General features: G+C 68.3%; 23 protein-coding genes. 14 read left to right on the top strand and 9 right to left on the bottom strand.

Annotated elements, in window-relative coordinates:
- Positions 1–90: 90 nt before the first annotated feature.
- Positions 91–1,308, top strand: coding sequence for an MFS transporter (locus tag AB0H00_RS05110; protein WP_357261041.1), 1,218 nt, complete (start codon positions 91–93; stop codon positions 1,306–1,308).
- Positions 1,305–1,844, top strand: a complete 540-nt coding sequence (locus tag AB0H00_RS05105; RefSeq protein WP_357261038.1) for a GNAT family N-acetyltransferase — start codon at positions 1,305–1,307, stop codon at positions 1,842–1,844. Before AB0H00_RS05110 ends, AB0H00_RS05105 begins: the two co-directional genes overlap by 4 nt.
- On the opposite strand, the gene AB0H00_RS05100 is transcribed toward AB0H00_RS05105, so the two are convergent.
- Positions 1,820–2,002 (bottom strand): hypothetical protein, encoded by a 183-nt coding sequence (locus AB0H00_RS05100; protein ID WP_357261035.1) that lies wholly within the window; start codon positions 2,000–2,002, stop codon positions 1,820–1,822. The genes AB0H00_RS05105 and AB0H00_RS05100 overlap by 25 nt on opposite strands.
- A gap of 166 nt (positions 2,003–2,168) precedes the next feature.
- Here AB0H00_RS05100 and AB0H00_RS05095 point away from each other — a divergent pair, with 166 nt between their 5' ends.
- The 3 genes from AB0H00_RS05095 to AB0H00_RS05085 all read left to right on the top strand — a co-directional run bounded on the left by AB0H00_RS05095 (position 2,169) and on the right by AB0H00_RS05085 (position 4,430).
- On the top strand, positions 2,169–3,053 hold the full coding sequence (locus AB0H00_RS05095) for an ATP-binding cassette domain-containing protein (RefSeq protein ID WP_357261032.1): 885 nt from the start codon (positions 2,169–2,171) through the stop codon (positions 3,051–3,053).
- Positions 3,054–3,096: 43 nt separating this feature from the next.
- Entirely contained in the window at positions 3,097–3,864 is a 768-nt protein-coding gene (locus AB0H00_RS05090) for an ABC transporter permease subunit (RefSeq protein ID WP_357261029.1), read from the top strand.
- 71 nt (positions 3,865–3,935) lie between these two features.
- Entirely contained in the window at positions 3,936–4,430 is a 495-nt protein-coding gene (locus AB0H00_RS05085; RefSeq protein WP_357261026.1) for a MarR family transcriptional regulator, read from the top strand.
- Positions 4,431–4,468: 38 nt separating this feature from the next.
- On the opposite strand, the gene AB0H00_RS05080 is transcribed toward AB0H00_RS05085, so the two are convergent.
- Together AB0H00_RS05080 and zapE are read right to left on the bottom strand one after the other, a co-directional pair.
- Positions 4,469–5,263: a tyrosine-protein phosphatase gene (locus AB0H00_RS05080; protein ID WP_357261023.1), complete on the bottom strand. Its 795-nt coding sequence runs from the start codon at positions 5,261–5,263 to the stop codon at positions 4,469–4,471.
- Positions 5,264–5,337: 74 nt separating this feature from the next.
- The gene (gene zapE / locus AB0H00_RS05075) at positions 5,338–6,354 is read right to left on the bottom strand and encodes a cell division protein ZapE (protein WP_357261020.1); all 1,017 of its coding nucleotides are present in this window, start codon (positions 6,352–6,354) and stop codon (positions 5,338–5,340) included.
- A gap of 35 nt (positions 6,355–6,389) precedes the next feature.
- Between zapE and AB0H00_RS05070 the strand changes: the two genes are divergently transcribed.
- The 4 genes from AB0H00_RS05070 (at position 6,390) to msrB (ending at position 10,604) form a co-directional block, all read left to right on the top strand.
- Positions 6,390–7,151 carry a pyrimidine reductase family protein gene (locus AB0H00_RS05070; protein WP_357261017.1) on the top strand — a complete coding sequence of 254 codons (762 nt, stop codon included), beginning with the start codon at positions 6,390–6,392 and terminating at the stop codon, positions 7,149–7,151.
- A gap of 31 nt (positions 7,152–7,182) precedes the next feature.
- Positions 7,183–8,739, top strand: coding sequence for an alpha/beta hydrolase (locus AB0H00_RS05065; RefSeq protein ID WP_357261014.1), 1,557 nt, complete (start codon positions 7,183–7,185; stop codon positions 8,737–8,739).
- 84 nt (positions 8,740–8,823) lie between these two features.
- The gene (locus AB0H00_RS05060) at positions 8,824–10,164 is read left to right on the top strand and encodes a glycosyltransferase family 87 protein (RefSeq protein ID WP_357261011.1); all 1,341 of its coding nucleotides are present in this window, start codon (positions 8,824–8,826) and stop codon (positions 10,162–10,164) included.
- Positions 10,161–10,604, top strand: a complete 444-nt coding sequence (gene msrB / locus AB0H00_RS05055; RefSeq protein ID WP_357261008.1) for a peptide-methionine (R)-S-oxide reductase MsrB — start codon at positions 10,161–10,163, stop codon at positions 10,602–10,604. The genes AB0H00_RS05060 and msrB overlap by 4 nt, the downstream gene beginning before the upstream one ends.
- Before the next feature lie 144 nt (positions 10,605–10,748).
- On the opposite strand, the gene hemQ is transcribed toward msrB, so the two are convergent.
- The 3 genes from hemQ to hemE form a co-directional block, all read right to left on the bottom strand.
- Positions 10,749–11,444, bottom strand: a complete 696-nt coding sequence (hemQ, locus tag AB0H00_RS05050) for a hydrogen peroxide-dependent heme synthase (RefSeq protein ID WP_357261005.1) — start codon at positions 11,442–11,444, stop codon at positions 10,749–10,751.
- A 267-nt stretch (positions 11,445–11,711) separates the two neighbouring features.
- The gene (locus AB0H00_RS05045) at positions 11,712–13,073 is read right to left on the bottom strand and encodes a protoporphyrinogen oxidase (protein ID WP_357261002.1); all 1,362 of its coding nucleotides are present in this window, start codon (positions 13,071–13,073) and stop codon (positions 11,712–11,714) included.
- 77 nt (positions 13,074–13,150) lie between these two features.
- Positions 13,151–14,215 carry a uroporphyrinogen decarboxylase gene (gene hemE, locus AB0H00_RS05040; RefSeq protein WP_357262376.1) on the bottom strand — a complete coding sequence of 355 codons (1,065 nt, stop codon included), beginning with the start codon at positions 14,213–14,215 and terminating at the stop codon, positions 13,151–13,153.
- Between the two features lie 136 nt (positions 14,216–14,351).
- Between hemE and AB0H00_RS05035 the strand changes: the two genes are divergently transcribed.
- Together AB0H00_RS05035 and AB0H00_RS05030 are read left to right on the top strand one after the other, a co-directional pair.
- The gene (locus tag AB0H00_RS05035) at positions 14,352–14,984 is read left to right on the top strand and encodes a DUF3000 domain-containing protein (protein ID WP_357260999.1); all 633 of its coding nucleotides are present in this window, start codon (positions 14,352–14,354) and stop codon (positions 14,982–14,984) included.
- Between the two features lie 136 nt (positions 14,985–15,120).
- Entirely contained in the window at positions 15,121–16,374 is a 1,254-nt protein-coding gene (locus AB0H00_RS05030; protein ID WP_357260996.1) for a ribonuclease D, read from the top strand.
- 57 nt (positions 16,375–16,431) lie between these two features.
- On the opposite strand, the gene dxs is transcribed toward AB0H00_RS05030, so the two are convergent.
- The gene (gene dxs, locus AB0H00_RS05025) at positions 16,432–18,330 is read right to left on the bottom strand and encodes a 1-deoxy-D-xylulose-5-phosphate synthase (protein WP_357260993.1); all 1,899 of its coding nucleotides are present in this window, start codon (positions 18,328–18,330) and stop codon (positions 16,432–16,434) included.
- A 501-nt stretch (positions 18,331–18,831) separates the two neighbouring features.
- Between dxs and AB0H00_RS05020 the strand changes: the two genes are divergently transcribed.
- Together AB0H00_RS05020 and AB0H00_RS05015 are read left to right on the top strand one after the other, a co-directional pair.
- On the top strand, positions 18,832–19,509 hold the full coding sequence (locus AB0H00_RS05020) for an SIMPL domain-containing protein (protein WP_357260990.1): 678 nt from the start codon (positions 18,832–18,834) through the stop codon (positions 19,507–19,509).
- A gap of 52 nt (positions 19,510–19,561) precedes the next feature.
- Positions 19,562–20,341, top strand: a complete 780-nt coding sequence (locus AB0H00_RS05015; RefSeq protein WP_357262373.1) for an enoyl-CoA hydratase — start codon at positions 19,562–19,564, stop codon at positions 20,339–20,341.
- A 4-nt stretch (positions 20,342–20,345) separates the two neighbouring features.
- On the opposite strand, the gene AB0H00_RS05010 is transcribed toward AB0H00_RS05015, so the two are convergent.
- Positions 20,346–21,836 (bottom strand): TRAM domain-containing protein, encoded by a 1,491-nt coding sequence (locus AB0H00_RS05010; RefSeq protein WP_357260987.1) that lies wholly within the window; start codon positions 21,834–21,836, stop codon positions 20,346–20,348.
- A 19-nt stretch (positions 21,837–21,855) separates the two neighbouring features.
- Positions 21,856–23,844 (bottom strand): APC family permease, encoded by a 1,989-nt coding sequence (locus AB0H00_RS05005; RefSeq protein WP_357260984.1) that lies wholly within the window; start codon positions 23,842–23,844, stop codon positions 21,856–21,858.
- 161 nt (positions 23,845–24,005) lie between these two features.
- Here AB0H00_RS05005 and AB0H00_RS05000 point away from each other — a divergent pair, with 161 nt between their 5' ends.
- Positions 24,006–24,671, top strand: a complete 666-nt coding sequence (locus tag AB0H00_RS05000; RefSeq protein WP_357260981.1) for a TrkA family potassium uptake protein — start codon at positions 24,006–24,008, stop codon at positions 24,669–24,671.
- Positions 24,672–24,673 lie beyond the last annotated feature (2 nt).

Below are 24,673 nucleotides of genomic sequence, written 5' to 3'. Positions count from 1 at the left end.
CGGGGGGTCGATCGTCCGTCCGATCGCCGCTGTCGATCGCCCGCGCCCATTCCGAACACGCCTCCACAGCGGGCCCGCTACCCTGCCCAGATGAGTTCGATCGCGCCCGTCCTGCGGGGTGCCCGGATCGCGAACTCGTTCGCATTCGGCCTGCAGGGCTTCTTCTTCGCCGTCGTGCTTACCGAATTGCCGCAGCAAAAGGAGCGTTTCGGCCTGTCGGATGGGCTGATCGTCGGCTCGGTGGTGCTGGTTTCCTTGCTGGCGGGCGGCGGCAGCGTGGCGGCCGAGCGGCTGGCCCTGCACCGGTCGAGCCGTTACACCGTGCGCATCGGCCTGCTACTCGTCGCGCTCACCGGCACGATGACGGCGTTCGCGCCGAACACGGCCGTGCTGTTGATCGCGCTGGGCTCCTATGGGGTCGCGGTAGGCATCGTCGACGCGAGCACGAATATGCAGGCGGTTTTCATCCAACTCGGGTACGGAACGTTCATCCTGTCCTCGTTCTACGCGGCGTGGAGCGCGGGATCGATCGCCGGGGCGCTGTTCGTGTCCGGGTGTGAGGCGCTGGAGGTGACGCTGCGCGAATCGCTGCTCATGGCGGCCGGGATCGTGCTCATGGCCGGGTTGCTGCTCGGTCCGCGACTGCTAGCCCCGCGAGACGCGGAGGCGAGTCCCGGCGAAGCGGTCACCACCGACGACGGAACTGTCGCGGTGCGCGCCTATCTGGCATTCGGCATCGCGATGGCGCTGGTCTTCGCCATCGACCTCGCTGTAGGCAACTGGTCGGCGCTCTATCTCACCGACGACCTGCTCGCCGATTCCGCGACCGCGGCGCTGGCCCTGGCTGCCTATCAGGGCACGTCACTGATCGCGCGGCTGGGCGGCGACCCCCTGGTGCGCCACTTCGGCCCGCGGCGGGTGGTGCGAACCGCCGCGACCGTCGGCATGGTGGGACTGGCGATCGTGGTGGCCGCGCCAGGACCGATGGTCGCGATCGCCGGATTCCTCGTCGCGGGCATCGGCATGCCCGTGATCGCGCCGCTGTGCTTCAGTGCGGCCGGACAGCTCACCAGCGGCAGCGCACTCGACGCGCTGATCGCGCGCCTCAACCTGTTCAACTACGCGGGAACCCTGGTCGGCGGTGGCGTGGTCGGCGCCGTCGCGGCGGCCTTCGGACACCGCGCCGGGTTCTTGATCCCCCTGTCCTTCGCCGCCGCCCTGATCGTGCTCGCCCGCATGTTCCCTTCTCACCGCGAGGAGGGCAAACGTCCTGCACCCCCAGCGGAACATGCTCTACTGGACGAATGAGCAACATCCCAGTCACCGTCGACCGGGCCGGGCTGTGGGACGCGGAGGCCCTCAGCGACGTTGCGGCCGCGACCTTTCCACTCTCGTGTCCACCAGACGCTACGCCGGAGGACATCGAGATCTTCCTCACCGACGTGCTGTCGGGGGAACGCTTCGGCGAGTACCTCAGCGATCCGGCACGGATTGTGCTCAAGGCGATCGCGGGCTACGACATCGTCGGGTACGCGATGCTCGTAACTGCCGACCCCGCCGACCCGGCGATTGCCGAGGCCGTCGGCCTGAATCCGGTGGTGGAGGTCAGCAAGATGTACGTGCTGCCCGGACACCACGGCACGGGAGTGTCGACCGCGCTCATGCGGGCCACAGTGGGCCGGGCGAAGGAGGACGCCTATCCCGGCCTGTGGCTCGGCGTCAACCAGGAGAACGTCCGGGCTCAGCGCTTCTACGCCAAATACGGATTCACGACGGTCGGCACCAGAACGTTCACCGTCGGCGCCCAGCTGCACCACGACTACGTGATGCGCCTGGTCTTCTGAGCCTGCTCATCGAACGAAATCGGGTGCGGCTTGTCGGAACGGCCGTGCCCACGCGCGTCCAGTGACACCACGGTGCGCCCGGCGGCCCGCAATGCGCCGACCACCCCGGTGCTCATCCAGTTCGCATTGGTGTCGGCGACCACGCCGTGTGGGAGCACGACTGGAACGCCCTCTCACACACGGTAGTTGAGTTGCAACCCGTCCCGTGTCGCGAACGTCGCCATGCCCCGGATCGTAGCGGCCGAGGCAAAGGGTTGACATGTTCTACATGTTCAGCATTTACTGAACGTATCACTTTTGATTGAACAACGCTCGGGAGGGATCATGACCACCGCGATCCGCACGGAAGGTCTGACCAAGCACTACGGCAGGCACATCGCGCTGACCGACCTGAACCTCGAGGTGGCCCGAGGCGAAGTCTTCGGCTTCCTCGGCCCCAACGGTGCGGGAAAATCCACTACCATCCGCATCCTGCTCGACCTGATCCGCCCTACCGCCGGACGGGTCGAGGTGCTCGGTGTCGACCCGCGCAAGGGCGGTGCGGACCTGCGCAGGCGGATCGGCTACCTACCCGGCGAACTGCAAATCGAGGGCCGCAACACCGCCCGCGACCTGCTCACCTTCCTCTCCGATCAGCGCGGAACCGTGGCCGCGCGCCGGATCGCCGAACTGGCCGACCTGCTCGACCTCGACCTGTCCAAGAAAGTCGGAGCCATGTCGAAGGGCAACAAGCAGAAGGTCGGCATCATCGCCGCCTTCATGCACCGCCCCGACCTGCTGATCCTGGACGAGCCTACTTCCGGCCTGGATCCGCTGCTGCAACAACGCTTCCTCGATCTGGTGACCGAGGCCAAGGACAACGGACAGACCGTCTTCATGTCCTCGCACATCCTCACTGAGGTGCAGCAGACCGCCGACCGCGCGGTGATCATGCGAGCAGGCAAGCTGCTCGGCACCGAGAACGTGGAGGATCTGCGCCGCCGCTCGCCGCGTTCGGTGGAACTGGTGTTCGGCGAGGACATCTTCGCCGACGATTTCACCAGGTTGCCCGCCGTACACGACCTGAGCATCGAAGGAAAGACACTGCGCTGCACCACCGAAGGCGACGTGGATGCGCTGTTCAAGACTGCGGCCAAGTACGAGCTGGTCAGTGTGCTGTCCATCGAGCCAGATCTGGAGCAGATCTTCTTCAGCCTCTACGGCCGCTGATCTTCGCCGCACGTCGCGCAACCCACCACAGGAGAATTCGTTCATGAAGCGCTCGGTCTTCACTCAAACCCTCAAAGAACAGCGGCGCGGCCTCATCGGCTGGTCGATCGCCATCGCCGTGGTGCCGATGGTTTACCTGCCCTCGTTCCAGTCGCTGAAAAAGCAAGGTTCGCTGGACAACCTCGAACAGAACGGGATCTATGACGCGATGGGCATCGGCGACTTCGCCAGCGCCACCGGCTTTCTGCATTCGATGATCTTCTCCATGATGGGTCTGCTGCTGATGCTGATCTTCGCGGTGACCTTCGCCGCACGGTCGGTGAGCCAGGAGGAGAACGGCACACTGGATCTGCTGCTCGCCCAGCCGGTCGCGCGGATGAGCCTGCTCGGACAGCGGTTCGCCGCGCTGGCGGTACAGACCGCGCTTGTCGCGACAGTGCTCACCTCGAGCGTCGTCGCGGGCGCGAACGCGGGCGGGATGGACGTGCCCGTCGGAAACATCATCGCCGCGAGCACCGGGCTCGGACTGTTGGCACTCGTCGTGGGCACGATCACGCTGCTGGTCGGCGCTGTTACCGGAAAGCGTTCGACGACATTGGGTTTCGCGTCACTGGTCGCGCTCGTCGGCTATCTGGCCAACAACCTCGGCGCCGACTGGCTGCGCAAGCTTTCGCCCTTCTACTACGCGGTGGGCAACTCGCCGGTGATCAACGGCTGGAACGTCGCGCACCTGGTGGTGCTCGCCGCCGTGGCCGCCGCGGCGGTTGCGCTGGCGCTGACCGCCTTCGACCACCGCGATCTGGCGGTCTGATCCGCCGCTGACAGGACGGGCCGCCACGGCCCGTCTTCCACGCTCTCCGACACCGAAGGGATACTCGACCGATGAGCACCACGGAAGAGAACCGGACGGACACCCCCACGCCCCAACAGCTGGCCTTCGTCGAGGACTTCGCGCTCGTGCTCGAACGGATGGGTCTGGTCCGCATGACCGGCCGAGCCGCGGGCTGGCTACTGATCTCGGATCCACCGGAGCAGACATTCGGTCAGATCGCCGACGCGCTGCAGGCGTCCAAAGGCTCCATCTCCAACGCGCTGAAGTCCCTGGTCACCATGCGCTGGGTGAACAAGACCTCCAAGCCAGGCGACCGCAGGGACTATTACTCGATCCGCCCCGGCGTCCTGCCCGAGCTGACCCGCAAGCAGAGCACCATGTACAGCGACCTCACCGCCATGAGCTCGCGCGGGCTGGCCCTGTTCGACGACCCGAACGGCAAGGAGGCCGCCCGTCTCCGGGAGATGCACGAGTTCTTCGTCTGGATGGGTAAGGAACTGCCTGCCCTGATCGACCGCTGGGACGCTGAGCGCAAGTCCTCCTGAAACACCCCGACTCCACGGAGTCTCGGCGCGCAAGCGGGTCAGGCCAGAAGTTCGGCCTTCAAAGCAGCGATGTCGGCGTCGGTCAGCTCGAGTGCGTCGCGGACATAGGTGTCGAAACTGCCGTAGGTCTGGTTCACCTGGTCGAAAGCGGCGTCGAGCCAGGATTGCCGTACACCGTTGAGCTGGTCATCCGGGCTCGCGTTGCGGAACTGGTTGGAAAGCAGGTAGTCCTCCGTCACGGTGGCACGATCGACGCCGAGCACGGTGAGCAGCACGGCGGTGGTCCAGCCGGTGCGGTCCTTGCCCGCGGTGCAGTGGAACAGAACGGCGCCGTCGGTGGTGTCGGCGATGCCGCGCAGCACCGCGCCGAAGGCCTCGTCGGCGCCCGGAGCGGTGATGAACGCACGGTAGAGCCCCTCGCCACCGGTCAGGGTGGCGGCCATGACCTCAGGCGGGGCATGGCCGATGACGTCGTCCCAGTGTGCCGTCGCGCCCGCCGGGATCCGGTCCGGGCCGAGCTCGCGCTCGAAGACCGTCCGCAGATCGTGCACCACACGGACCCGGCGATCGGTCAGCACGGCCAGATCATCCGGTGTGGCGTTGTTCAGCTGCCCACCGCGGTACACCGAGCCGGTGCGCACGGTCCGGCCGTCGAGGGCGCGGTAGCCGCCGATGTCGCGTGCGTTCTGCACACCCTGCAGATGTAGCGACCGATCGAACGCGACAGCCGAGGCGGCGGGTGGATCGGCGAGCGCCACACCGGTCACCGCCCCGAAGGCGACGACCAACCCCGTGGCCAGGGCAACCGGGGCACGAAGCGAACGATGGGCCATGCGACTGCTTCCGATCATATGGTCGACTGATCATATGGTCGACTGAGCTTCCCCGCGGTGGGGTCCCAGCGTCCCTACGCCGGGACCTCGAACCGCGACAGCGCGAGCAGACGCGAAATGGCGCGTAAGTACTTCTTGCGGTAACCGCCTTCGAGCATCTCGGCCGAGAATATCTCGTCGAGCTTCGCACCGGACACGGTGACCGGGACGCTCGCATCGTAGAGCCGGTCGGCCAGCACCACGATGCGCAGCGCCACGGCCTGATCGGTGACCGGATGCACGTTCGAGATGAACACCGACGAGACCCCGGAGATCAGCGCACCGTACTTGGACGGGTGCAGCGTGCTCAGGTGCTTCAGCAGCGCGTCGAACTCGTCGAGCGTGGAGCCCGTTGCGCCGGTGGCTCGTTCGCCGAGGTCCTCGGGCGAGACAGGTTCGGGTGCCGGCGGTAGGTCGCGGTGGCGGTAGTCCGGTCCGTCCACGCGCACGGCTTCGAAGATCGCACCGAGCTTCTTGATCTCACGCAAAAAATCCTGTGCGGCGAAACGTCCTTCGCCGAGCTGACCCGGAAGCGTGTTGGAGGTGGCCGCGATCGAGACCCCAGCCGCGGACAGTTCGGTCAGCAGCCGCGAAACCAGCATGGTGTCGCCCGGGTCGTCGAGCTCGAACTCGTCGATGCACAGCACGCTGTCAGCCGAGAGCCGCTGCACCGCGTTGGCGAATCCCAGCGCACCGACCACATTGGTCAGCTCGCCGAAGGTGCCGAACGACTTGGGCGCGGGCGAACTGTGGAAGATCGAGGCCAGCAGATGGGTCTTGCCCACGCCGAAACCACCGTCGAGGTACAGACCCGCGCCGGTCACTTGCTTCCGCTTGCCGAACAGGCTCTTCTTGCTCGCGGCCTTGCGGATCTTGGCGACCTGCCCGGCGAACTCCTCGGCCTTGCGGACCGCGGCCGCCTGGCTCGGTTCCTTCGAGTCGGGAATGTAGGAGGCGAAACTCACCTCGTCGAACATGGGTGGAGGCACCATCTGGGCGACGAGCTGGTCGGCCGGAACCTCCGGGTGACGATCGACGAGGCGTTCTTGCATGAACGAAGCCTAAAGACGTGGTGTGATCTAGTTTCATGCAGCGTATCCACAATGCGATCCAGCTCACAGGGCTGAGCCCGGACGACCTTGCGCGGTTGTACGCGTTTCCGGCCCAGCTCGATGCCCCCTGGGTGCGAGCTAATTTCGTCTCCAGCATCGACGGCGCCGCCACCAGCGGAAACCTCAGCGAGGGGCTGGGCACCCCCGCCGACCGGACGGTGTTCATGATGCTGCGCGAGCTGTCGGACGTGATACTGGTCGGCGCGGGCACGGTGCGCTCGGAGAACTACGGCGGAGCGCGCACCGACCCGCGGCGGCGCCGCGCCCTCCACGACCGTGGGATCGGCGGCCATCCCGACGGCGCACCGCCCCCGATCGCGGTGGTCACCGCCAGTGCCGCGCTCGAGCCCGGTGCGCGACTGTTCACCGACACCCAGGTGCCGCCGCTGGTCATCACGACCGCGATCGCCCCCGCCGACCGCAAGCAGCAACTCGTGGACGCGGGGGCCGAGGTGATCGAGGCTGGGGACATCGCGGTGACCCCCAAGCGCCTGCTGCGCGCGCTCGGCGAGCGCGGCCTGCTGCGCGTGCTCACCGAGGGCGGGCCTCATCTGTTCGGCGAGCTGCTGGAAGCCGACGCGGTCGACGAGCTCTGCCTGACCACCGCGCCGCTGCTGGTCGGCGGTACGGCGCGGCGAATCTCGCTGTCCGCGCACGAGTTCCGCTCCCCCATGACTCGCGCGCACGTCCTCCTGGACGATGACGGCACGATGCTCACCCGGTGGGCCCGTCGATGAAACAACCGCACGAACCTGGCAGGCTGTAGCAATGCGCTGGACTCGGGCCGCCGTGCTTGCCTCGACACTCTCGATCGTGATCGCCGGTTGCGGGGCGGGACCGTCGGACCGCCCCGGGGTCGCGGTCCAGCGTCCGCCCGTCGCGGGCGGCGCCACGACCTCGGCTGCCCCTCCCCCGCCACCGAACGCCGAACTGCCGAAGACCGATCTGAGCTGGCGCGAGTGCACGCAACCGACCCTCGACCTGCTCGGGCTCGGTCCCGCGCCCGTTGGCCTGGTGCTCGACTGTGCCGAGTACTCGACCCCGATCGATGCGGCGGGGGCCGTGCTCGGCAGTTTCCGCACCGGCGCGATGCGGGCCCGGCTGGCGCAGACCCCGGCCGATGCGCCGCCGCTGGTGCTCACCTCCGGCTCGGACCGCTCCTCCACCGCCACCCTCGCGGGGCTGGCCGTGGGTCCGGCCGGTGCGCTGCTGGCCAGCCGCCCGATCGTCGCGGTGGACCGGCGCGGTCTGGGAACCTCCCAGCCGATCGACTGTCTGGATCCCCAGATCCGCCGCGGCCTGGCGGACAACGCCCAATTCGGAGCGGGGGCCGACGACCCGGTGGCGGCGATGACCGCCTTGAGCCAGGACGGCACCATCGCCTGCCGTGACTTCCTGCAGCCCTACGAGGGCACCTTCGACGCGCCGCATGCCGCCGACGACATCGAGCAGCTGCGTAGGCAGTGGCAGGTCGAACACATCGCGTTGCTCGGCACCGGCAACGGAGCGAAGGTCGCGCTCAGCTACGCCCGCAAATATGGCGACCATGTCGCGCGCTTGATGCTCGACTCCCCCGAGCCGGTTGGCGCGGACGCCACCACCCGCGCCGAACAGACCGTCCAGGGCGCCGAAGCCGCGCTGACCGCGTTCGCCCAGCGATGCGTCGGCATGGGCTGTTCACTCGGCGCGGACCCGCGCGCGGCGATCACCGACCTGATGAACAAAGCCGGATCGGGCGGGCTCGGCGACATCTCGGCGAACGCGTTGCGCACCGCGCTGTCGGGCTTTCTCGGCAGCCCGCGCGCCGACCAGGCCAACCGGGTTGGTGAACTGTCCGACGCGCTCACCGCGGCGGGACGTGGCGATCGCGGCGCGCTGAGTAGCCTGATCCTGCGCGAGTCGGCCGCCATCGCGGGCGACGGCCAGTTCGTCAGCCGCTGCACCGACACGCAACTGCCGCCGAGCCCGGCCAAAGCCACGGAACTCGCCGGCACATGGGGCGGCAAGTACCCGGTGTTCGGCAAGGCCGCGGCAATCGCACTGCTGGCGTGCGTGGCCTGGCCGGTGTCGACCGCGCCGCCACTGCCGGAGAAGCTGGGCATCCCGGTGCTGGTACTCGGCGGCGTCGCCGATCCAGTGGTCGGCAACGGCGGCCAGTCCTCGGTGACCGGCGCGTTGGGCGCCGCGGGGGCGCGGCACGCGACACTCACCTGGCAGGGTTGGGGCCATCCGGTCGCGGCCCACTCCGGCTGCGCGCAGCGGACACTGTTGGACTACCTGACGGACGGCAAACTCCCCGCCGACGGAACCGCTTGCCCCGCCTGAACCCCGGTCGGGCGGCCCGGCTGGGCGGCGCGTCGGGCAGGTCCCGGCAACTACCGGGTTCGGATCCGGTGTACCGTGCCCCCCGTGTTCCTTCGACAGCTCGAGCCCCGGACGGCTCGCACCACCGCCGAGGTGATCAAGTTCGCACTCTGGCCCCTGGCGGTCATGACCGTGCTGAACCGGGTCTTCATCAAGGCTGTCAATGGTTTCATCACCGACGACTACCGGCCGGTCTACCAGGCATCCCTGGACTTCCTCAACGGGCGGCCGGTCTACACCGCGAATTTCGACTCGGTCGACCCGCACTACCTGTATCCGCCGAGCGGCACCCTGCTGATCGCGCCGATCGCAGCCATCGACTACGAGAAGTCGCGCTGGCTGTTCATCGCACTGAACGCGATCGCGATCCTCATCGCGTGGTATCTGCTGCTGCGATTGTTCCGGTACACGCTGAACTCGGTAGCCGCGCCCGCGCTGCTGCTGGCGATGTTCATGTCCGAGACCGTGATCAACACGCTGGTCTTCACCAACGTCAACGGCTGCGTGCTGCTCGCGGAGTTGGTCTTCATCGTCCTGCTGTTGAGACGGCGGGACCTCGGGGCGGGCGTGGCGCTCGGATTGAGCATCGCGGTGAAACCGACCCTGGCCCCGCTGCTGCTGATCGCGCTGGTCCGCGGGCAGTGGAAGGTGTTCGTCACCGCTCTCGGCGTGCCGGTCGCGTTGACCGCGATCGCCTGGCCGCTGTCGAAGGACGCGAACAAGTTCTTCACCCGCACCTTCCCCTACATCTTCGAATCCCGCGACTACTTCAACAGCGCGATCGTCGGCAACGGCGAGTACTACGGCCTGCCGCCCTGGTTGACCTGGGGCATGCGCCTGGTGATGGGCGTGCTCGTCCTGCTCACGCTGTGGCTGCTGTACCGCTACTACCGTGACGACGAGCTGTTCTTCGTCTGCACGTCCTCCGGCGTGCTGCTCACCGCGTCGTTCCTGCTCAGCTCGCTCGGGCAGATGTACTACTCGATGATGCTGTTCCCCCTCCTGATGACGGTGGTGCTGCGCAATTCGGTGCTGCGCAACTGGCCAGCGTGGCTGGCGATCTTCGGGTTCATGAGCTACGACAAGTGGCTGTCGGACCGCTGGCAGAACGTCGGCCGCAACCTGGAGTACTTGCGGATCACCTTCGGCTGGGGTCTGCTGCTGATCGTGGTGTTCTGTGTGCTGGGTGACCGCTACCTGGCCGCGCGGCGGGAAGGACGGCTGCCGTTCGGGATCGATCCCGCCTGGATGAGTTCCGCGCCGGATTCGCGTGACGGGTCACCGGAGTCGCCGGCCGTGTCCTCCGAAGCCGCGACCTCAGATTCCCCCAGGTCACGCAATGGATCGGTACCGGCGGAGCAGAAGCGTATTAGCGTGGAGCAATGAGTTCCGACACCGGCACGCCCCTGCCCGCGCCGCGGATCCAGCTCACGCCACAGGAGTGGCGGTCGAAGCTGGAGCCAGAGGAATACGCGGTGCTGCGTGAGGCTGCCACCGAGCGTCCCTTCACGGGCGAGTACACCGACACCAAGACCGAGGGCATCTACGTGTGCCGGGCCTGTGGCTCCGAGCTGTTTCGCAGCACCGAGAAGTTCGACTCGCACTGTGGCTGGCCGTCCTTCTTCGATCCGGCGGCGTCCGCTGCGGTGATTTTGCGGGCGGACGAGTCGCTCGGCATGCCTCGGGTCGAAGTGCTGTGCGCGAACTGCCACAGCCACCTCGGCCACGTGTTCGAGGGCGAGGGGTACAACACGCCCACCGACAAGCGCTACTGCATCAACTCCGTCGCTCTGCGGCTGCACCCCTCGGACAGCGCAGCGGAGTAACAGCCTGGCGCTGTGGGGAAGGATACGGACTCGCCGCAATCCCGCGCATGCCCCGAAAACCCGGGGCACGGGCCGACGCGACACGTTCGTGCCGGTCGATAGCCACGCCGACGCCGGATTACCGCGACACCCTCCAGAGCCGGCTCAGGGCAGAGCGGCGATCAGCTTCTCGATCTGCACCCACGGGCCGGTGAAGAACGGCACCTCCTCGCGCACGTGCCGCCGGGCCTCGGTCGCCCGCAGATCGCGCATCAGATCGACGATCCGGTGCAGTTCCGGCGCCTCGAAAGCGAGAATCCACTCGTAGTCCCCCAGCGCGAACGAGCTGACCGTGTTGGCCCGCACATCCGGGTAGCCGCGCGCGGCCTTGCCGTGGTCGGCGAGCATGGTGCGTCGCTCTTCGTCGGGCAGCAGGTACCACTCGTAGGAGCGGACGAACGGATAGACGCAGATGTAGTTGCCCGGCTCCTCACCGGCGAGGAACGCCGGAATGTGGCTCTTGTTGAATTCGGCGGGCCGGTGCAGCGCCACGTTGCTCCACACGGGCACGCTGGCGCGGCCCAGTTCGGTGGTGCGGCGGAAATCCGAGTAGGCGGACTGAAGTTCCTCGACGCGTTCGGCGTGCGACCAGATCATGAAGTCGGCGTCGGCGCGCACGCCCGCCACGTCGTAGATGCCGCGCACCACGACGCCGCGGTCAGCGAGGCCGTCGAAGAACGCGCGGGCATCCTTGGTCGCAGCGTCCCGCTCGTCGCCCAGCACTCCGGGCTGTACCTGGAATACCGAGAACATCAGGTAACGGATGGTGGAGTTCAGAGCTTGATAGTCGAGTCGCGCCATGGTGCTATCTTTCCACCCGTCCACAAAAGCCCGGCTTCCCGGGCATGAACTGCTCGATTGCCACTCCGGTCACCGAACGTCCCTCTCTGCTGGCACACAGTCGACTCGCAGACGTACATGTCGGCGCCCCGGGCAGGGTGCGCACCGCGCAGTCGACGCGGCCATGCCGCACCGGGAAGCCTTTGGCAGATAACACATTCCGTGATGGCCGATACACGCCAAGCAAAAAGACTCGGTCGCCGGGAGGCGGAAGGAGTTGGACGCGGTTCAGCCTGCGGTGGACGCTGATGATCCCGTCGCGATCCGATGCGCGGCGGCAGTACCGGAAGCGACACACGCGGGCACGCCGACGCCGTGCAGATACGCACCCGCGACAGCGAGGCCGTCCAGGGAACCGATTTCGGTTTCGACGGCGGCGATGCGGGCGGTGTGGCCAGGTGCGTACTGGGCCAGGCCACCGGGCCAGCGTTGGACGACCGCCGAGCAGGGCGCGATGGCGGCTCCGGTGACAGTGGAGAGGTCTTCGGCGGCGGCGGTGACCAGCTCGGCATCGGACCACGACAGCGGCGAATCGTCCCCGAACTTGCCGAAAGAGGCTCGGACGAGGGCGGTTTCACGCTGGCCGAGGTGGGTCCATTTGCGGCTGGAGAGGGTGAAGGCCTTGGCGCGCAACGGTTCTCCAGTGGCCACGAGGATGCCGGAGTTACCCGGCAACGCGGTGTCGCGTGGCAGCGCGAGAGCGACCACCACCGACGAGGACAGTTCGATGCCCGCCAGTTCCGTCGCCGCGGCAGGGGCGACGGCGCCCAGCAGCCGACTGGTCACGGGCGCGGGGGTGGCGAGCACCACCGCGTCGACAGCCCCGATCGGGTCGACCACCCAGCCGCGCAGCCCCCTCGCCAGGCGGGTGACCGGTGTCGCGGTGACGAATTTCGCACCCGAGTGTGCGGCGAGCGCGTCCAGGAGCACTCGGTAGCCGTCGCGGATTCCGCCGAAGACCGGCGCATTCGAAGGCGGCGGCAGCGCGGCGCCGACGGCGGCGGCGAGGCTGGGCGCGCCGCTGTCCAGGGCCGCGGCCAGCGCGGGCAGCGCGGCGCGGACGCCGATTGAGCGCGAGCTGCCCGCGTACACGCCGCCGAGCAGCGGATCGACGCTGCGTTCGGCGACCTGCGCCCCGAACCGGTCGGCGACCAAGCCGTATACGTCGGTGTCGGACCCGGGTTCCCAGGTCAGCGGCCTGCCGGGCTCGGAGGCGATCCGGCCCATAGTCTCGGTGTCGACAAGCCCGCGCATCGACTCGGCGGTCGCCGGGATACCCATCAGCGTGCCCACCGGGAGCGGACGTGCGACACCAGCCGACCACACCAGCGGCCGCAGGCCCGCGGGCGTCACGAGCTGCGACTCGAGCTCGAGCTCACGTAGCAGTGCGGGCACTTCCGGCCGCCGCCCGACGAACGCCTCTGCTCCGAGATCCAGTGGCTCGCCGGCCAATTCACCGGTGTAGAGAACTCCGCCGACCCGGTCAGCCTGGTCGAGCACGAGCACGTCGGCTTCCGGCCCGAGGAGCGTCCGGAGCCGATACGCGGCCACCAGCCCGCTGATCCCACCGCCGACCACCGCTACACGCATACTGCGACGGTATCGTGTCCGGCGGCCGCCGCTCGCGCGCCTGTGTCGCTACCCGCGGGCGCGGCAGGGCACGAGCCTCACAGTTCGTGGATGAACTCCACCAGCGCGGTCAGCACGCCAGGGTCGGTGTCCGGGAGTACCCCGTGGCCCAGGTTGAAAATGTGCCCGGCGGCACCGAGCGTGATCGCCTCGTCCGCCTCGCGGGCGATGCGGCGCGTCTCCGCCTCGATCACCGCCGACCCGGCGAACAGCACGGCCGGATCGAGGTTGCCCTGCAAGGCTTTTCCTGATCCGATGCGGCGGACAGCAGCGGTCAGCGGCACCCGCCAGTCGACACCGACCACGTCTGCCCCCGCTTCTCCCATCGCGCCCAGCAGCTCCCCGGTGCCGACGCCGAAGTGGATGCGCGGCACGCCCGCGTCAGCGATCTCGGCGAACACCCGCTCCGAGTGCGGGAGCACGAAGCTGCGGTAGTCGGCGAGCGAGAGCACACCCGCCCAGGAGTCGAACAGCTGCACCGCGTCGACACCCGCGGACAGCTGAGCCTGGAGGAACGCGATGGTGATGTCGGTGAGCACCCCGAGCAGCGTGTGCCAGGTCTGCGGGTCGGCGTGCATCAGCGCCTTCGTGCGCTCGTGGTTTTTACTCGGCCCGCCCTCGACCAGGTAGGAGGCCAGCGTGAACGGTGCGCCGGCGAACCCGATCAGCGGCGTCTCGTCCAGCGCGTCGACCAGAAGTCGCACGCCGTCGGTCACCGCACCGACCTCCTCGGGCCGCAGCCGCGGCAGCGCGTGCACATCACCGACGGTCCGCACCGGCGACGCGATCACCGGCCCGACGCCGGGCACGATGTCCAGGTCGATGCCGGCCGCCTTCAGCGGAACGACGATGTCGGAGAACAGGATCGCCGCGTCGACATTGTGCCTGCGGATCGGCTGCAAAGTGATCTCGCACACCAGCTCCGGATCGAAGCACGATTCGAGCATCCCGATGCCTGCGCGCAGTTCGCGGTACTCGGGCAGGGAGCGTCCAGCTTGGCGCATGAACCACACCGGACGCCTACTCGGCGGCACGCCGGTGGCGGCGGCCAGAAACGGGGCATCGGTCAACCGGCGGCGGGTATGAGTGCTCATCACGGCTATCGTAAGCAGGCCCGGCGGGAGCGGCGGACCCGGAGGCGGCAGTGTGCGTAACCACGAAGGGCCCCGCGGACGCCGCAACGAGTACAGCGGCGCGCCTCCGACTGCGCCGGGTGCACAAGGTCTACCGTCACTTTCCGTGACACCGCTCGACTTCCGCGACGGCGCCGCACCGACCGAGGGACCCCATGGCGAGCCAGCTCAGTTTCGCGCCGCGGTCGATGCGATGGGCACCGCTACCGTGCACCCCCGGATCGAGCTCGCGCCCATCCGGCCGCCGCAACGACTCGCGCCGTATTCCTACGCCGTCGGCGCCGAGGTCAAACACCCGGAAACCGGTGTGGTGCCGATTGATTCCGAGGGCGACGCGTTCGGCAGGTTGATCCTGCTGCACGACCCGGACGGTGACGAAACGTGGCACGGCACCCTACGGCTGGTCGCCTACATCCAGGCCGACATCGATGCCGCGCTGGCCACCGACCCGCTGTTGCCCGAGGTCGCGTGGAGCTGGCTGGTGGACGCGCTGGAGTCGCGGGCCGAACCGTTCACCGCGCTGGGTGGCACCGTGACCTCGACCAGCTCAGTGCGCTACGGCGATATCGCCGGCCCGCCGCGCGCGCACCAGCTGGAGTTACGCGCCTCTTGGACCGCGGTCACCACCGACATGCGGCCGCATGTGGAAGCCTTCTGCGAAGTGCTGGCCTACGCGGCGGGGCTGCCCCCCGCCGGGATCACTCAGATGCGACCGGGCATGCCCGTCGACCAGGGGTGAGTGGGCCGGCACCGACCTATGACCAGCGCCGAGCCGCCGTCCGACGGTTGACCCGGTGCACTGAGCCCGATCAATCGACACACGGATGCCCGACAGGACGGCAGCGCCTGCGCGACGGCACGTAAAGTGCAACACCATGTCCGTACCAGACGAAACCGAACCCTCGGCCGCGACACCCCTGCTCGCGCCGGCGGAGGGCGTGCCACCGGTACTGGACACCGCCGCCGACATCACCGCGGCCGCCGCTCGCCTCGCCGCGGGCACCGGCCCGCTGGCCGTGGACGCCGAGCGTGCCTCCGGTTTCCGCTATTCGGCGCGCGCGTATCTGATCCAATTGCGCCGGGCGGGCGCGGGCACCTTCCTCATAGATCCGATTCCCGTCACCGGCGAGCTGGCTCCACTGGCCGAGGCGATCAACGAGCTCGAGTGGGTGTTGCATTCGGCGGACCAGGACCTGCCCGGCCTCGCCGAACTCGGCTTACGCCCGGCGCGGCTGTTCGACACCGAATTGGGGGGGCGGCTGGCCGGTTTGGAACGCGTGGGGCTCGCCGCGATGGTAGAGCGCCTGCTCGGCCGGGCACTGCGCAAGGGGCACGGTGCGGCCGACTGGTCCACCCGGCCGCTGCCGGACGACTGGCTGAACTACGCCGCCCTCGATGTCGAGTTGCTCCTGGAGCTGCGCGACGTGGTGGCCGCCGACTTGGCGGCCCAGGGCAAATCGGATTGGGCGGCACAGGAATTCGAACACATCCGCACGATGGAGCCGCCCGCGCCGAAAGCCGAGCGCTGGCGACGCACCTCCGGCATCCACACACTGCGCCGGACCAGGCAGCTCGCGGTGGTGCGTGAGCTGTGGACCACCCGCGACGCGCTCGCTCGCGCCCGTGACGTGGCGCCCGCGCGCATCCTTCCGGATGCCGCGATCATCGCCGCGGCGACCGGTGAGCCGAAGTCGATCGCTCAGCTGCGCGCGCTTCCGGTCTTCGGCGGGCCGCGCCAGCGCCGGTACTCCCGAGAATGGCTCGCCGCGGTGGAGCGCGGCCGTACCCTGCCGGATAGCGAGCTGCCGCCATTGACCCAGCCGTTCGACGGTCCACCACCGGTGAACCGCTGGGAGCGGCGCGACCCGTCCGCCGCCGCCCGCCTGACCAGGGCGCGGACCGCGATGGGTGAGCTGTCGACCGAGCACGCGATTCCGGTGGAGAACCTGCTCGCACCGGATCTGGTCCGTCGGCTGTGCTGGGACGGGCTGCCGGACTACAACCGTGCCGACCTTCCCGCCGAACTCTCAGCGGCTGTCGACGGGTTTCTGAAGGCCGGTGGTGCCCGGCCCTGGCAGCGCGAGCTGACGGTACCGGTGCTGATGGTCGCATTGCTGCCCGTCGACTGACTCAGGACGTGGCGACGTCGACCGAGGGACGCGCACGGATTCGGTGGCCAGGCGGTGTCAGCGCGCGGCCAGCCACCCGCCGATCCGGCGGGCGATGTCGGGGGCGCTCAACTCGAGCTCGGCGAGCACTTCGCCACGCGACGCGTGGTCCAGGAACTGTTGCGGCACACCGAGATCGCGGGTCGGGATATCCAGTCCGGAGTTGCGCAGGCGGGCCGACACCGTCGAGCCGATGCCACCGTGCAGGCCGCCATCCTCCAGCGTCACCACGAGCCGGTAGTTCTCGGCGAGCTTCACCAGGGTGTCGGACACCGGTAGCACCCAGCGCGGGTCGATGACGGTGACCGAAATCCCTTCGGCCTCCAGCAGATTCGTCGCCTCCAGCGCTACCGACGCGAACGAGCCCACCGCGACGAGCAATACATCGCCGTGCACCGCTTGAATGGACCCGCCCTCCGGCTCGGCCATCCGAAGCACATCCACCCCGTCCAGCCGTTCGATGGCCGAGATGTCCTCGGCGACACTGCCCTTCGGGAACCGCAGCGCGGTCGGCCCGTCGTGCACGGCCAGCGCCTCGGCCAGCTCCTCGCGCAGCGTCGCGGCGTCCCGAGGCGCGGCCACCCGGATCCCGGGGATGATGCCGAGCACCGATAGATCCCACATGCCGTTGTGGCTTGCTCCGTCGGAGCCGGTGATGCCCGCGCGGTCCAGCACCACGGTCACGGGCTGCTTCAGCAGCGCCACGTCCATCAGCAGCTGGTCGAAGGCGCGGTTGAGGAACGTCGAGTAGATCGCGACCACCGGATGCATTCCGCCCAGTGCGAGACCTGCTGCCGAGGCCATGGCGTGCTGTTCGGCGATGCCGACGTCGAACATCCGCTCCGGGAACCGCTCACCGAACGCCGTGAGCCCGGTCGGCCCAGGCATCGCGGCGGTGATGGCAACGATGTCGTCGCGGCGCTCGGCGTGCGCGATCAGCTCTTCGGAGAACACCGATGTCCAGCCGAGCGCCTTCGCGCCACCGACCGGAACGCCGGTCAACGGATCGATCGGGTCGCACGCGTGCATCTGGTCGGCCACGTGGTTCTCCGCGGGGGCGTAGCCGCGGCCCTTCTGCGTCACCGCGTGCACCACGACCGGTCCGCCGAAGTCCTTGGCCCGGCGCAGCGCCGCCTCCATGGCGGCGATGTCGTGGCCGTCCACCGGTCCGACGTACTTGAGACCCAGGTCGCTGAACAGCTCCTGCGGGCTGACCGCGTCCTTGATCCCAGCTTTCACCGCGTGCACCATCGAGTACGCGGACTCCCCGACACGGGGGATGCTCTTCAGGATGCGCTTTCCCGCGTCCAGCGCGTGCTCGTAGACGGGCTGCGTGCGCAATGCGGTCAGCCGGTCGGCCAAACCACCGATGGTAGGCGCGTAGGAGCGGCCGTTGTCGTTGACCACGATGACTACCGGCCGGTCCGGGGCGGCGGCGATATTGTTCAGCGCCTCCCAGCACATGCCGCCGGTGAGCGCACCGTCACCGACGACCGCGACCACATGCCGGTCCTGCCCGTTCAACACAAACGCCTTCGCCAGGCCGTCTGCGTAGGACAGCGCCGCCGACGCGTGCGAGGACTCGACCCAATCGTGGGCGCTCTCCGCCCGGCTCGGGTAGCCGGACAGACCGCCCCGCTTACGCAGCGAGTCGAATTGGTCCTTGCGATCGGTCAGGATCTTGTGCACGTAGGCCTGATGACCGGTGTCGAAGATCAACGGGTCGGCCGGCGAGTCGAAGATCCGGTGCAGCGCGATCGTGAGTTCGACCACACCGAGATTGGGGCCGAGGTGCCCACCGGTCGCGGCGACCTTGCGCACCAGAAACTCACGGATCTCCTCCGCCAGCTCGCGCAACTGCGGCACGGTCAGCCGCCGCAGATCTTCGGGCGTGTCGACCCGGGAAAGCACTCCCACCTGAACTCGCTCCCTCCGGATAGCGCATCTGATCCGCTCAGTCTACGGAGCGGCGGCGGATGCCCCCGCACGAGAACGGTCACCACCAGCCGACATCGCGCCGAAATGTGAGCCTCGACATACGGTACCCGGCCTACAGTGGCAGGGTGGCACAGCCCGAGCAAGTGGTCTCGCGGACAATCGAACCCGGTGTCGGGGCGCGGATCGCCGAGGATGGATTCCAGCTGCGCCGCGGCGACGACTCCGGTGCCCTGGCCGACTACATCTCCGAACTGGCTGCGACGCAACCAGATTCTGCTCGGGCATCGCGCCACGCCCCCGCCGCGCAGGCGCCGCGGTCGAAGCTCGCGCTGCTCGAACGACTGGCGGCGGAGGCGCCCATGGCGGATGGACGCGGGTCCAGGCAAGCGGGGTGCGCGGAGGCGATTACCGACGTGCGTGCGGAGGCGATTGTGCGGCGCGGTCTGTTGAGCAATTCGGAGCGACCATCGAGGAGAATTCGTGAGCAAGAAGTCCGATTCGCGCGCAGGTACCGTCACGATCTTCGGGCACGGCACCGCCCGCGCCGCCCCGGACTTGATGCGGGTGACGATCTCCGTCGAATCGCGGGCGAGCAAAGTCGCGCTCGCCTACAGCCAGGCCGGTGAGCGCGTGGCCGCAGTCGCGCAGTCGCTGCGATCCGATGGCGTCGGGGGCGCCGACATCGCCACCAGCGGGCTGTCGGTGCACACCGAAACGGTGTGGACCGAAGGCCAGGGCAATCGCATCACCGGGTACCTCGCCAGCACATCGCTGACCATCGCCCTGCGCGACATCGGGGAGAACGCCGATCCCGGCCCCGCTGCGATCATCGCCAACTGCGTCGACGCGGGCGGTGACGACGTCCGCCTCGGCGGCCTCACCCTCACCTTCGCCGACCAGGAGTCCCTGCTCGCCCAGGCGCGCGACGCCGCATGGGAGAACGCCGTCGCCAAGGCTGAGCAATATGCGAGCCGCGCGCAATGCGCTCTCGGGAAGGTCGTCGAAATTACCGAGAACACCTCCTCCGCGCCCGCCGCCATCCCCCGCATGGCAGCCTTGTCCGCCCCGATGAACGCCTACGGCGCCGCGCCCGTCCCGGTCGAACTGGGCGAAAGCGAGATCTCCGCGGGAATCCGCGTCACCTGGCAGCTGGGTTGACACAGCACGGCAGGTCGCCGCAGCGTGCCTTCGCCGACCGGGAGGAGGTGCTCTGCGGCCGCACGTAGCCTTGGTGACGCTCAATCGGCCCGAGCGAATGAACGCGATGGCGTTCGATGTGATGATTCCGCTGCGCGAGGCGCTCGAGGAGGTCAGCGCCGACAACGACGTGCGCGTCATCGTGCTCACCGGCGCGGGACATGGGTTCTGCTCGGGGGCCGACCTGCAGAGCGCCGGGAAGGTGCCGAACATCGACGGGCTGACCGTCACCAGTGTCGCGCGCCGCTCGATGGATCTGCTCAATGACGTGATGATCACGCTGCGGCGGCTGAACCAGCCGGTGATCGGTGCGATCAACGGCGCGGCCATCGGCGGCGGCTTCTGCCTGGCCGTCGGCGCCGATATCCGGATCGCCGCCGAGGACGCGTACTTCCGCGCCGCGGGCATCAACAACGGACTCACCTCCGCCGAGCTCGGCATCAGCTACCTGTTGCCCCGCGCTATAGGTACGTCCCGCGCGTTCGAGATCATGTTGTCCGGCCGCGACGTCGACGCGACCGAAGCCGAACGCATCGGCCTGGTCACCCGCGCGGTGCCCGCCGCGAAACTCTTGGACACCTGCTACGACTTGGCCGAGCAGATCATCGGCTTCAGCCGGGTCGGCACCGAACTCACCAAACGCATGCTGTGGAGCGGCATGGAGGCGGGCAGTTTCGAATCTCACATGCAGCACGAGGGCATGGCACAGCTCTACGTCCGCCTGACCACCGGTAATTTCGATGAGGCTATCCGTGCCCGCCGCGATCGCCGTCCGCCTGTCTACGAGGATTGACTCCTCATCGCTCCAGCAGCGCAAGGCATTCGACGTGGTGCGTCGCCGGGAACGCGTCGAATGCGCGCAAGTCCGCGAGCCGGTAGTCCGCTGCTCGATACAGGCCGAGATCGCGGGCGAACGCCGCGGGGTCGCACCCGACGTGGATGATTCGAGTCGGCCCGCTCGCGGTGACCGCGCCCACCACTTCCTTGCCCGCACCGGCGCGCGGCGGGTCGAGCACCACGACATCCGGCGCCGCCGCGGCCACGTGCCCGACCACCCAGCGCTCCACGCGCTGCGCACGCAGTTCCAGCCACGAAAGATCACGCAGCGCGGCGGACCCGTCCGCGACGGCGGGCCGGGCTGAATCAACCGCGAGCACCGCACCGGTTCGGCCGACCTGCTCGGCGAGCCGCGCGGCGAAAACGCCTGCGCCACTGTAGAGATCCCAGGCACGCCCACCGGGCGCCAGGCTCGACCACTCGGCGACCAGGTCCGAATAGCATTGCGCCGCATTCCGATGCGCCTGCCAGAAGCCCGTCGCGCTGATCTCCCACCGACGGCCTGCCACATACTCCACCGCGCGACCACTTCCCGCGTACACCCACTCGTCGCGGGCCGCGTGGGCGGCCGCCCGCCGTGCAGCCGCGTTTCGCCGATCGTCGCGCCGCGTGGAATCCGCTGCGGCCCATTCGCTCCGCCGATCGCCACCAGAGCCACGTCGTCCCGTTCGCTGATCGCGGCCGTCTCGTTCGTCACCGCGCCGACCGCGGCCGCCGTGCCTGCCTCCGTAACGGTTGTGCCCCCCGAGCGGGTGGCGAGCTTCCCCACTGCCGGAATCCGACCGGGGCCCACTCCCGCCGGGGCCGCGCCGATCGCCGCCGCGGCCGCCGCTCCCGGCATCCGGAGCGGGAGCCAGCTCGACGATGTGTCGAATGCCGTCGCCGTCCACCGCGATCACCAGGTCCCCGCCGGGCGTCCACAGCCGATCCGCGACGCCGTCCAACGCACCCGAGATCGGTTGCGGGCAGCGCAGATCCGCGATCACCTCGGTGCTGCGGTATCGGTGCACACCGGCACGCCCCTGGGCGTCGACCGCCAGCCGAACGCGTGTGCGCCACCCCCCGGTCGCATCGCCGGAACCCGCGATCGGCTCCACCAGCACTTCGCGGTCGATCCCGGCCAGCCGCCGAAGCTGCTCAGCGACCACGGCGGCTTTCAGCGTGCGCTGCGCTGTCGGCGTGGCAAAGGAAAAATCACAGCACCCCGCGCCGCCCGGGCCGGACACGGGACAGGTGGCCGGAACCCGATCCGGTGACGCCTCGAGCACCTCGACGGCGTCGGCCCGGCAGAACGAGCCGCCCCGATCCTCGGTGACCCGCGCACGCACCAGCTCACCGGGCAGGCCGTGCCGGACGAACACCACACGTCCCTCGTGCCGCGCGACGCAGAAGCCGCCATGCCCAGGCGGCCCGAGCCGCACCTCGAAGGTGCTTCCCAGCCAGTCGCTCATCCCGGACGACCCTCGTGTGTCATGTCCGATCCTCGTACCCGCGCCGCACCGCTCCCGCGGCATCGACCACGCCCGGCGTCTTCGCCCGGGTGGACGAACTCAGCTGCCAAGGGACGCTGGTCACCATCACGCCGGGCTCGAACAGCAGCCGGCCCTTCAGCCGCAATGCGCTCTGATTGTGTAGCACCTGCTCCCACCAATGGCCGACCACATACTCGGGGATGAACACGGTCACGACGTCGCGCGGGGAGTCCTTGCGCACACGCTTGACATAATCGAGGACGGGTTTGGTGATCTCGCGGTACGGCGACTCGACGACCTTGAGCGGCACCGTGATATCGCTCTGCTCCCACTCACGCACGAGCGCCCTGGTATCGGCCTCGTCGACGTTCACCGTCACCGCCTCGAGCGTGTCAGGGCGGGTGGCGCGAGCGTAGGCCAGCGCGCGGCGGGTGGGCAGGTGCAGCCGCGACACCAACACGATGGAGTGGGAGCGACTGGGTAGCACGCCGTCCCAGTCGTGCTCATCCAGCTCGCGCGCGACCGAATCATAATGCCCGCGAATCGATTTCATCACGATGAAAATCGCGACCATGGTGCAGATGGCGATATAGGCGCCCGCGAAGAATTTGGTGATCAGCACGATGACCAGCACCGCGCCGGTCGCGCTGAGACCCACCGCGTTGATCACCCTGGACCGCATCATCCGCGACCGCTGTCCCGGATCGGTCTCGGTGCGCAGCAGCCGCGTCCAGTGCCGCAGCATGCCGGTCTGGCTGAGCACGAAGGAGACGAACACGCCGACGATGTACAGCTGGATAAGCTTGGACACCTCGGCGCCGAAGAACACCACGAATGCAATGGCCGCACCGGCCAGGAAGAGGATACCGTTGCTGAAAGCCAGCCGGTCGCCCCTGGTGTGTAGCTGTCGAGGCAGGTAACGGTCCTGCGCCAGGATCGAGCCGAGCACAGGGAAGCCGTTGAACGCGGTGTTGGCGGCGAGCACGAGGATGAGCGCGGTCACGGTCGTGATGAAGAAGAACCCGATCGGGAACCCGTCGAACACAGTCTCGGCCAGCTGGGCGATCAGCGTCTTCTGATGATAGTCCGCGGGCGCGTCGATCAAATCCGAAGTGTTGTGCGCGTAGACGATTCCGATCTTCTGAGCCAGGATGATGATGCCCATCAACAGGACGATCGCGATGGTCCCCAGCATCAGCAGGGTGGTCGCCGCGTTGCGTGACTTGGGCTTGCGGAACGCGGGCACGCCGTTGCTGATCGCCTCCACACCGGTCAGCGCGGCACAGCCGGAAGAGAACGACCGCGCGATGAGGAAGGCGAACGCGAGTCCGTACAGGTGCTCGTCCTCGGCGTGCAACCCGAAACCGGCCGATTCGGCCCGCAACTCCTCGCCGAGCACGAAGATCCGGAAAAGCCCCCAGCCGAGCATGACGAACATGCCGATGATGAACGCGTAGGTGGGGACGGCGAAGGCGGAGCCCGATTCGCGGACGCCGCGCAGGTTGATCGCGGTGAGCACCGCGATCGCCACGACCGCGAACAACACCTTGTGTGTGGCGACGAACGGAATGGCCGAGCCGATGTTGGACGCGGCCGAGGAGATCGACACCGCGACGGTGAGCACATAGTCCACGAGCAGCGCGCTGCCTACGGTCAAGCCCGCATTGGGACCGAGATTCGTCGTGGCGACCTCGTAATCACCGCCGCCGGACGGGTAGGCGTGCACATTCTGCCGGTAGCTGGCCACGACCACGGCCATGACGAAAGCGACCGCGAGGCCGACCCAGGGCGCATACAGGTAGGCGGAGATGCCCGCGGCCGACAGCACGAGGAAGATCTCCTCGGGTGCGTACGCGACCGAGGACATGGCATCGGAGGCGAACACCGGGAGCGCGATTCGCTTCGGCAGCAGGGTGTGGCCCAGCGAGTCGCTGCGGAAAGGCCTACCCAGCAGCACTCGTTTCGCTGCCGTCGTCAATTTGGACACTGGAGCGAGCATAGGCCCCCGGACGGTGGATCGCGCGGGTGGCTTGCAGGTTTGCCTGTCGGATGGAAGGGGAACGTGGCCGGTGGAATCATTCGACGGGTACCGTTCGACCGAACAGCAGAGCAGACCGAACACCATGGTTCCAGGAACGAGGTTGCACGGTGTACGTAGTGATCATGGGTTGCGGACGCGTCGGTTCGTCGCTTGCCCACGCCCTGGTCCGTGTGGGGCACGACGTCACCGTGATCGACCGGGACTCCAGTTCCTTCCTGCGCCTGGGCCCCGACTTCCCCGGTGAGCAGGTGACCGGTGTCGGTTTCGATCGAGACGTGCTGATCAGCGCAGGAATCGAGCGGGCGGACGCGTTCGCGGCTGTCTCCTCCGGCGACAACTCCAACATCATCTCCGCCCGGGTGGCCAGGGAGATGTTCGGCGTGCAGCGTGTGGTCGCCCGGATCTACGACGCCAAGCGCGCCGCCGTCTACGAGCGCCTCGGCATCCCGACCATCGCGACGGTGCCGTGGACCACCGACCGGTTCCTGCGGGCGCTCATCGGCGACCCCAGCACCACCACATGGCGCGATCCCACCGGAACAGTTGCTGTGACGCAGCTGACGCTGCACGAGGAGTGGTACGGCCGCACCGTGCGCGACTTGGAGCAGACCATCGCGGCCAGAGTGGCATTCATCATCCGATTCGGCCAGAGCCTGCTGCCTGACAGTAAGACCATCGTCCAGGCCGACGACATCGTCTACGTGGCCGCGGCGTCCGGCGCCGTGGGCGAGGCCGTCGCCCTGGCGGCGAAGCCCCCAGCGAGCGAGGACTGAAC

It is taken from the genome of Nocardia sp. NPDC023852, assembly GCF_040639505.1.
Lineage (GTDB): Bacteria > Actinomycetota > Actinomycetes > Mycobacteriales > Mycobacteriaceae > Nocardia.
This window is presented reverse-complemented; position numbering and strand designations above follow the sequence as displayed.

Bases quoted from the DNA above. Each gene is read 5' to 3' on its own strand.
- AB0H00_RS05095 (WP_357261032.1), top strand. From the start codon at position 2,169: ATGACCACCGCGATCCGCACGGAAGGTCTGACCAAGCACTACGGCAGG.
- AB0H00_RS05105 (WP_357261038.1), top strand. From the start codon at position 1,305: ATGAGCAACATCCCAGTCACCGTCGACCGGGCCGGGCTGTGGGACGCG.
- AB0H00_RS05065 (WP_357261014.1), top strand. From the start codon at position 7,183: ATGCGCTGGACTCGGGCCGCCGTGCTTGCCTCGACACTCTCGATCGTG.
- AB0H00_RS05085 (WP_357261026.1), top strand. From the start codon at position 3,936: ATGAGCACCACGGAAGAGAACCGGACGGACACCCCCACGCCCCAACAG.
- AB0H00_RS05090 (WP_357261029.1), top strand. From the start codon at position 3,097: ATGAAGCGCTCGGTCTTCACTCAAACCCTCAAAGAACAGCGGCGCGGC.
- AB0H00_RS05045 (WP_357261002.1), bottom strand. From the start codon at position 13,073: ATGCGTGTAGCGGTGGTCGGCGGTGGGATCAGCGGGCTGGTGGCCGCG.
- AB0H00_RS05030 (WP_357260996.1), top strand. From the start codon at position 15,121: ATGTCCGTACCAGACGAAACCGAACCCTCGGCCGCGACACCCCTGCTC.
- AB0H00_RS05010 (WP_357260987.1), bottom strand. From the start codon at position 21,836: ATGAGCGACTGGCTGGGAAGCACCTTCGAGGTGCGGCTCGGGCCGCCT.
- hemQ (WP_357261005.1), bottom strand. From the start codon at position 11,444: ATGGCGCGACTCGACTATCAAGCTCTGAACTCCACCATCCGTTACCTG.
- AB0H00_RS05080 (WP_357261023.1), bottom strand. From the start codon at position 5,263: ATGGCCCATCGTTCGCTTCGTGCCCCGGTTGCCCTGGCCACGGGGTTG.
- AB0H00_RS05070 (WP_357261017.1), top strand. From the start codon at position 6,390: ATGCAGCGTATCCACAATGCGATCCAGCTCACAGGGCTGAGCCCGGAC.
- zapE (WP_357261020.1), bottom strand. From the start codon at position 6,354: ATGCAAGAACGCCTCGTCGATCGTCACCCGGAGGTTCCGGCCGACCAG.
- msrB (WP_357261008.1), top strand. From the start codon at position 10,161: ATGAGTTCCGACACCGGCACGCCCCTGCCCGCGCCGCGGATCCAGCTC.
- AB0H00_RS05110 (WP_357261041.1), top strand. From the start codon at position 91: ATGAGTTCGATCGCGCCCGTCCTGCGGGGTGCCCGGATCGCGAACTCG.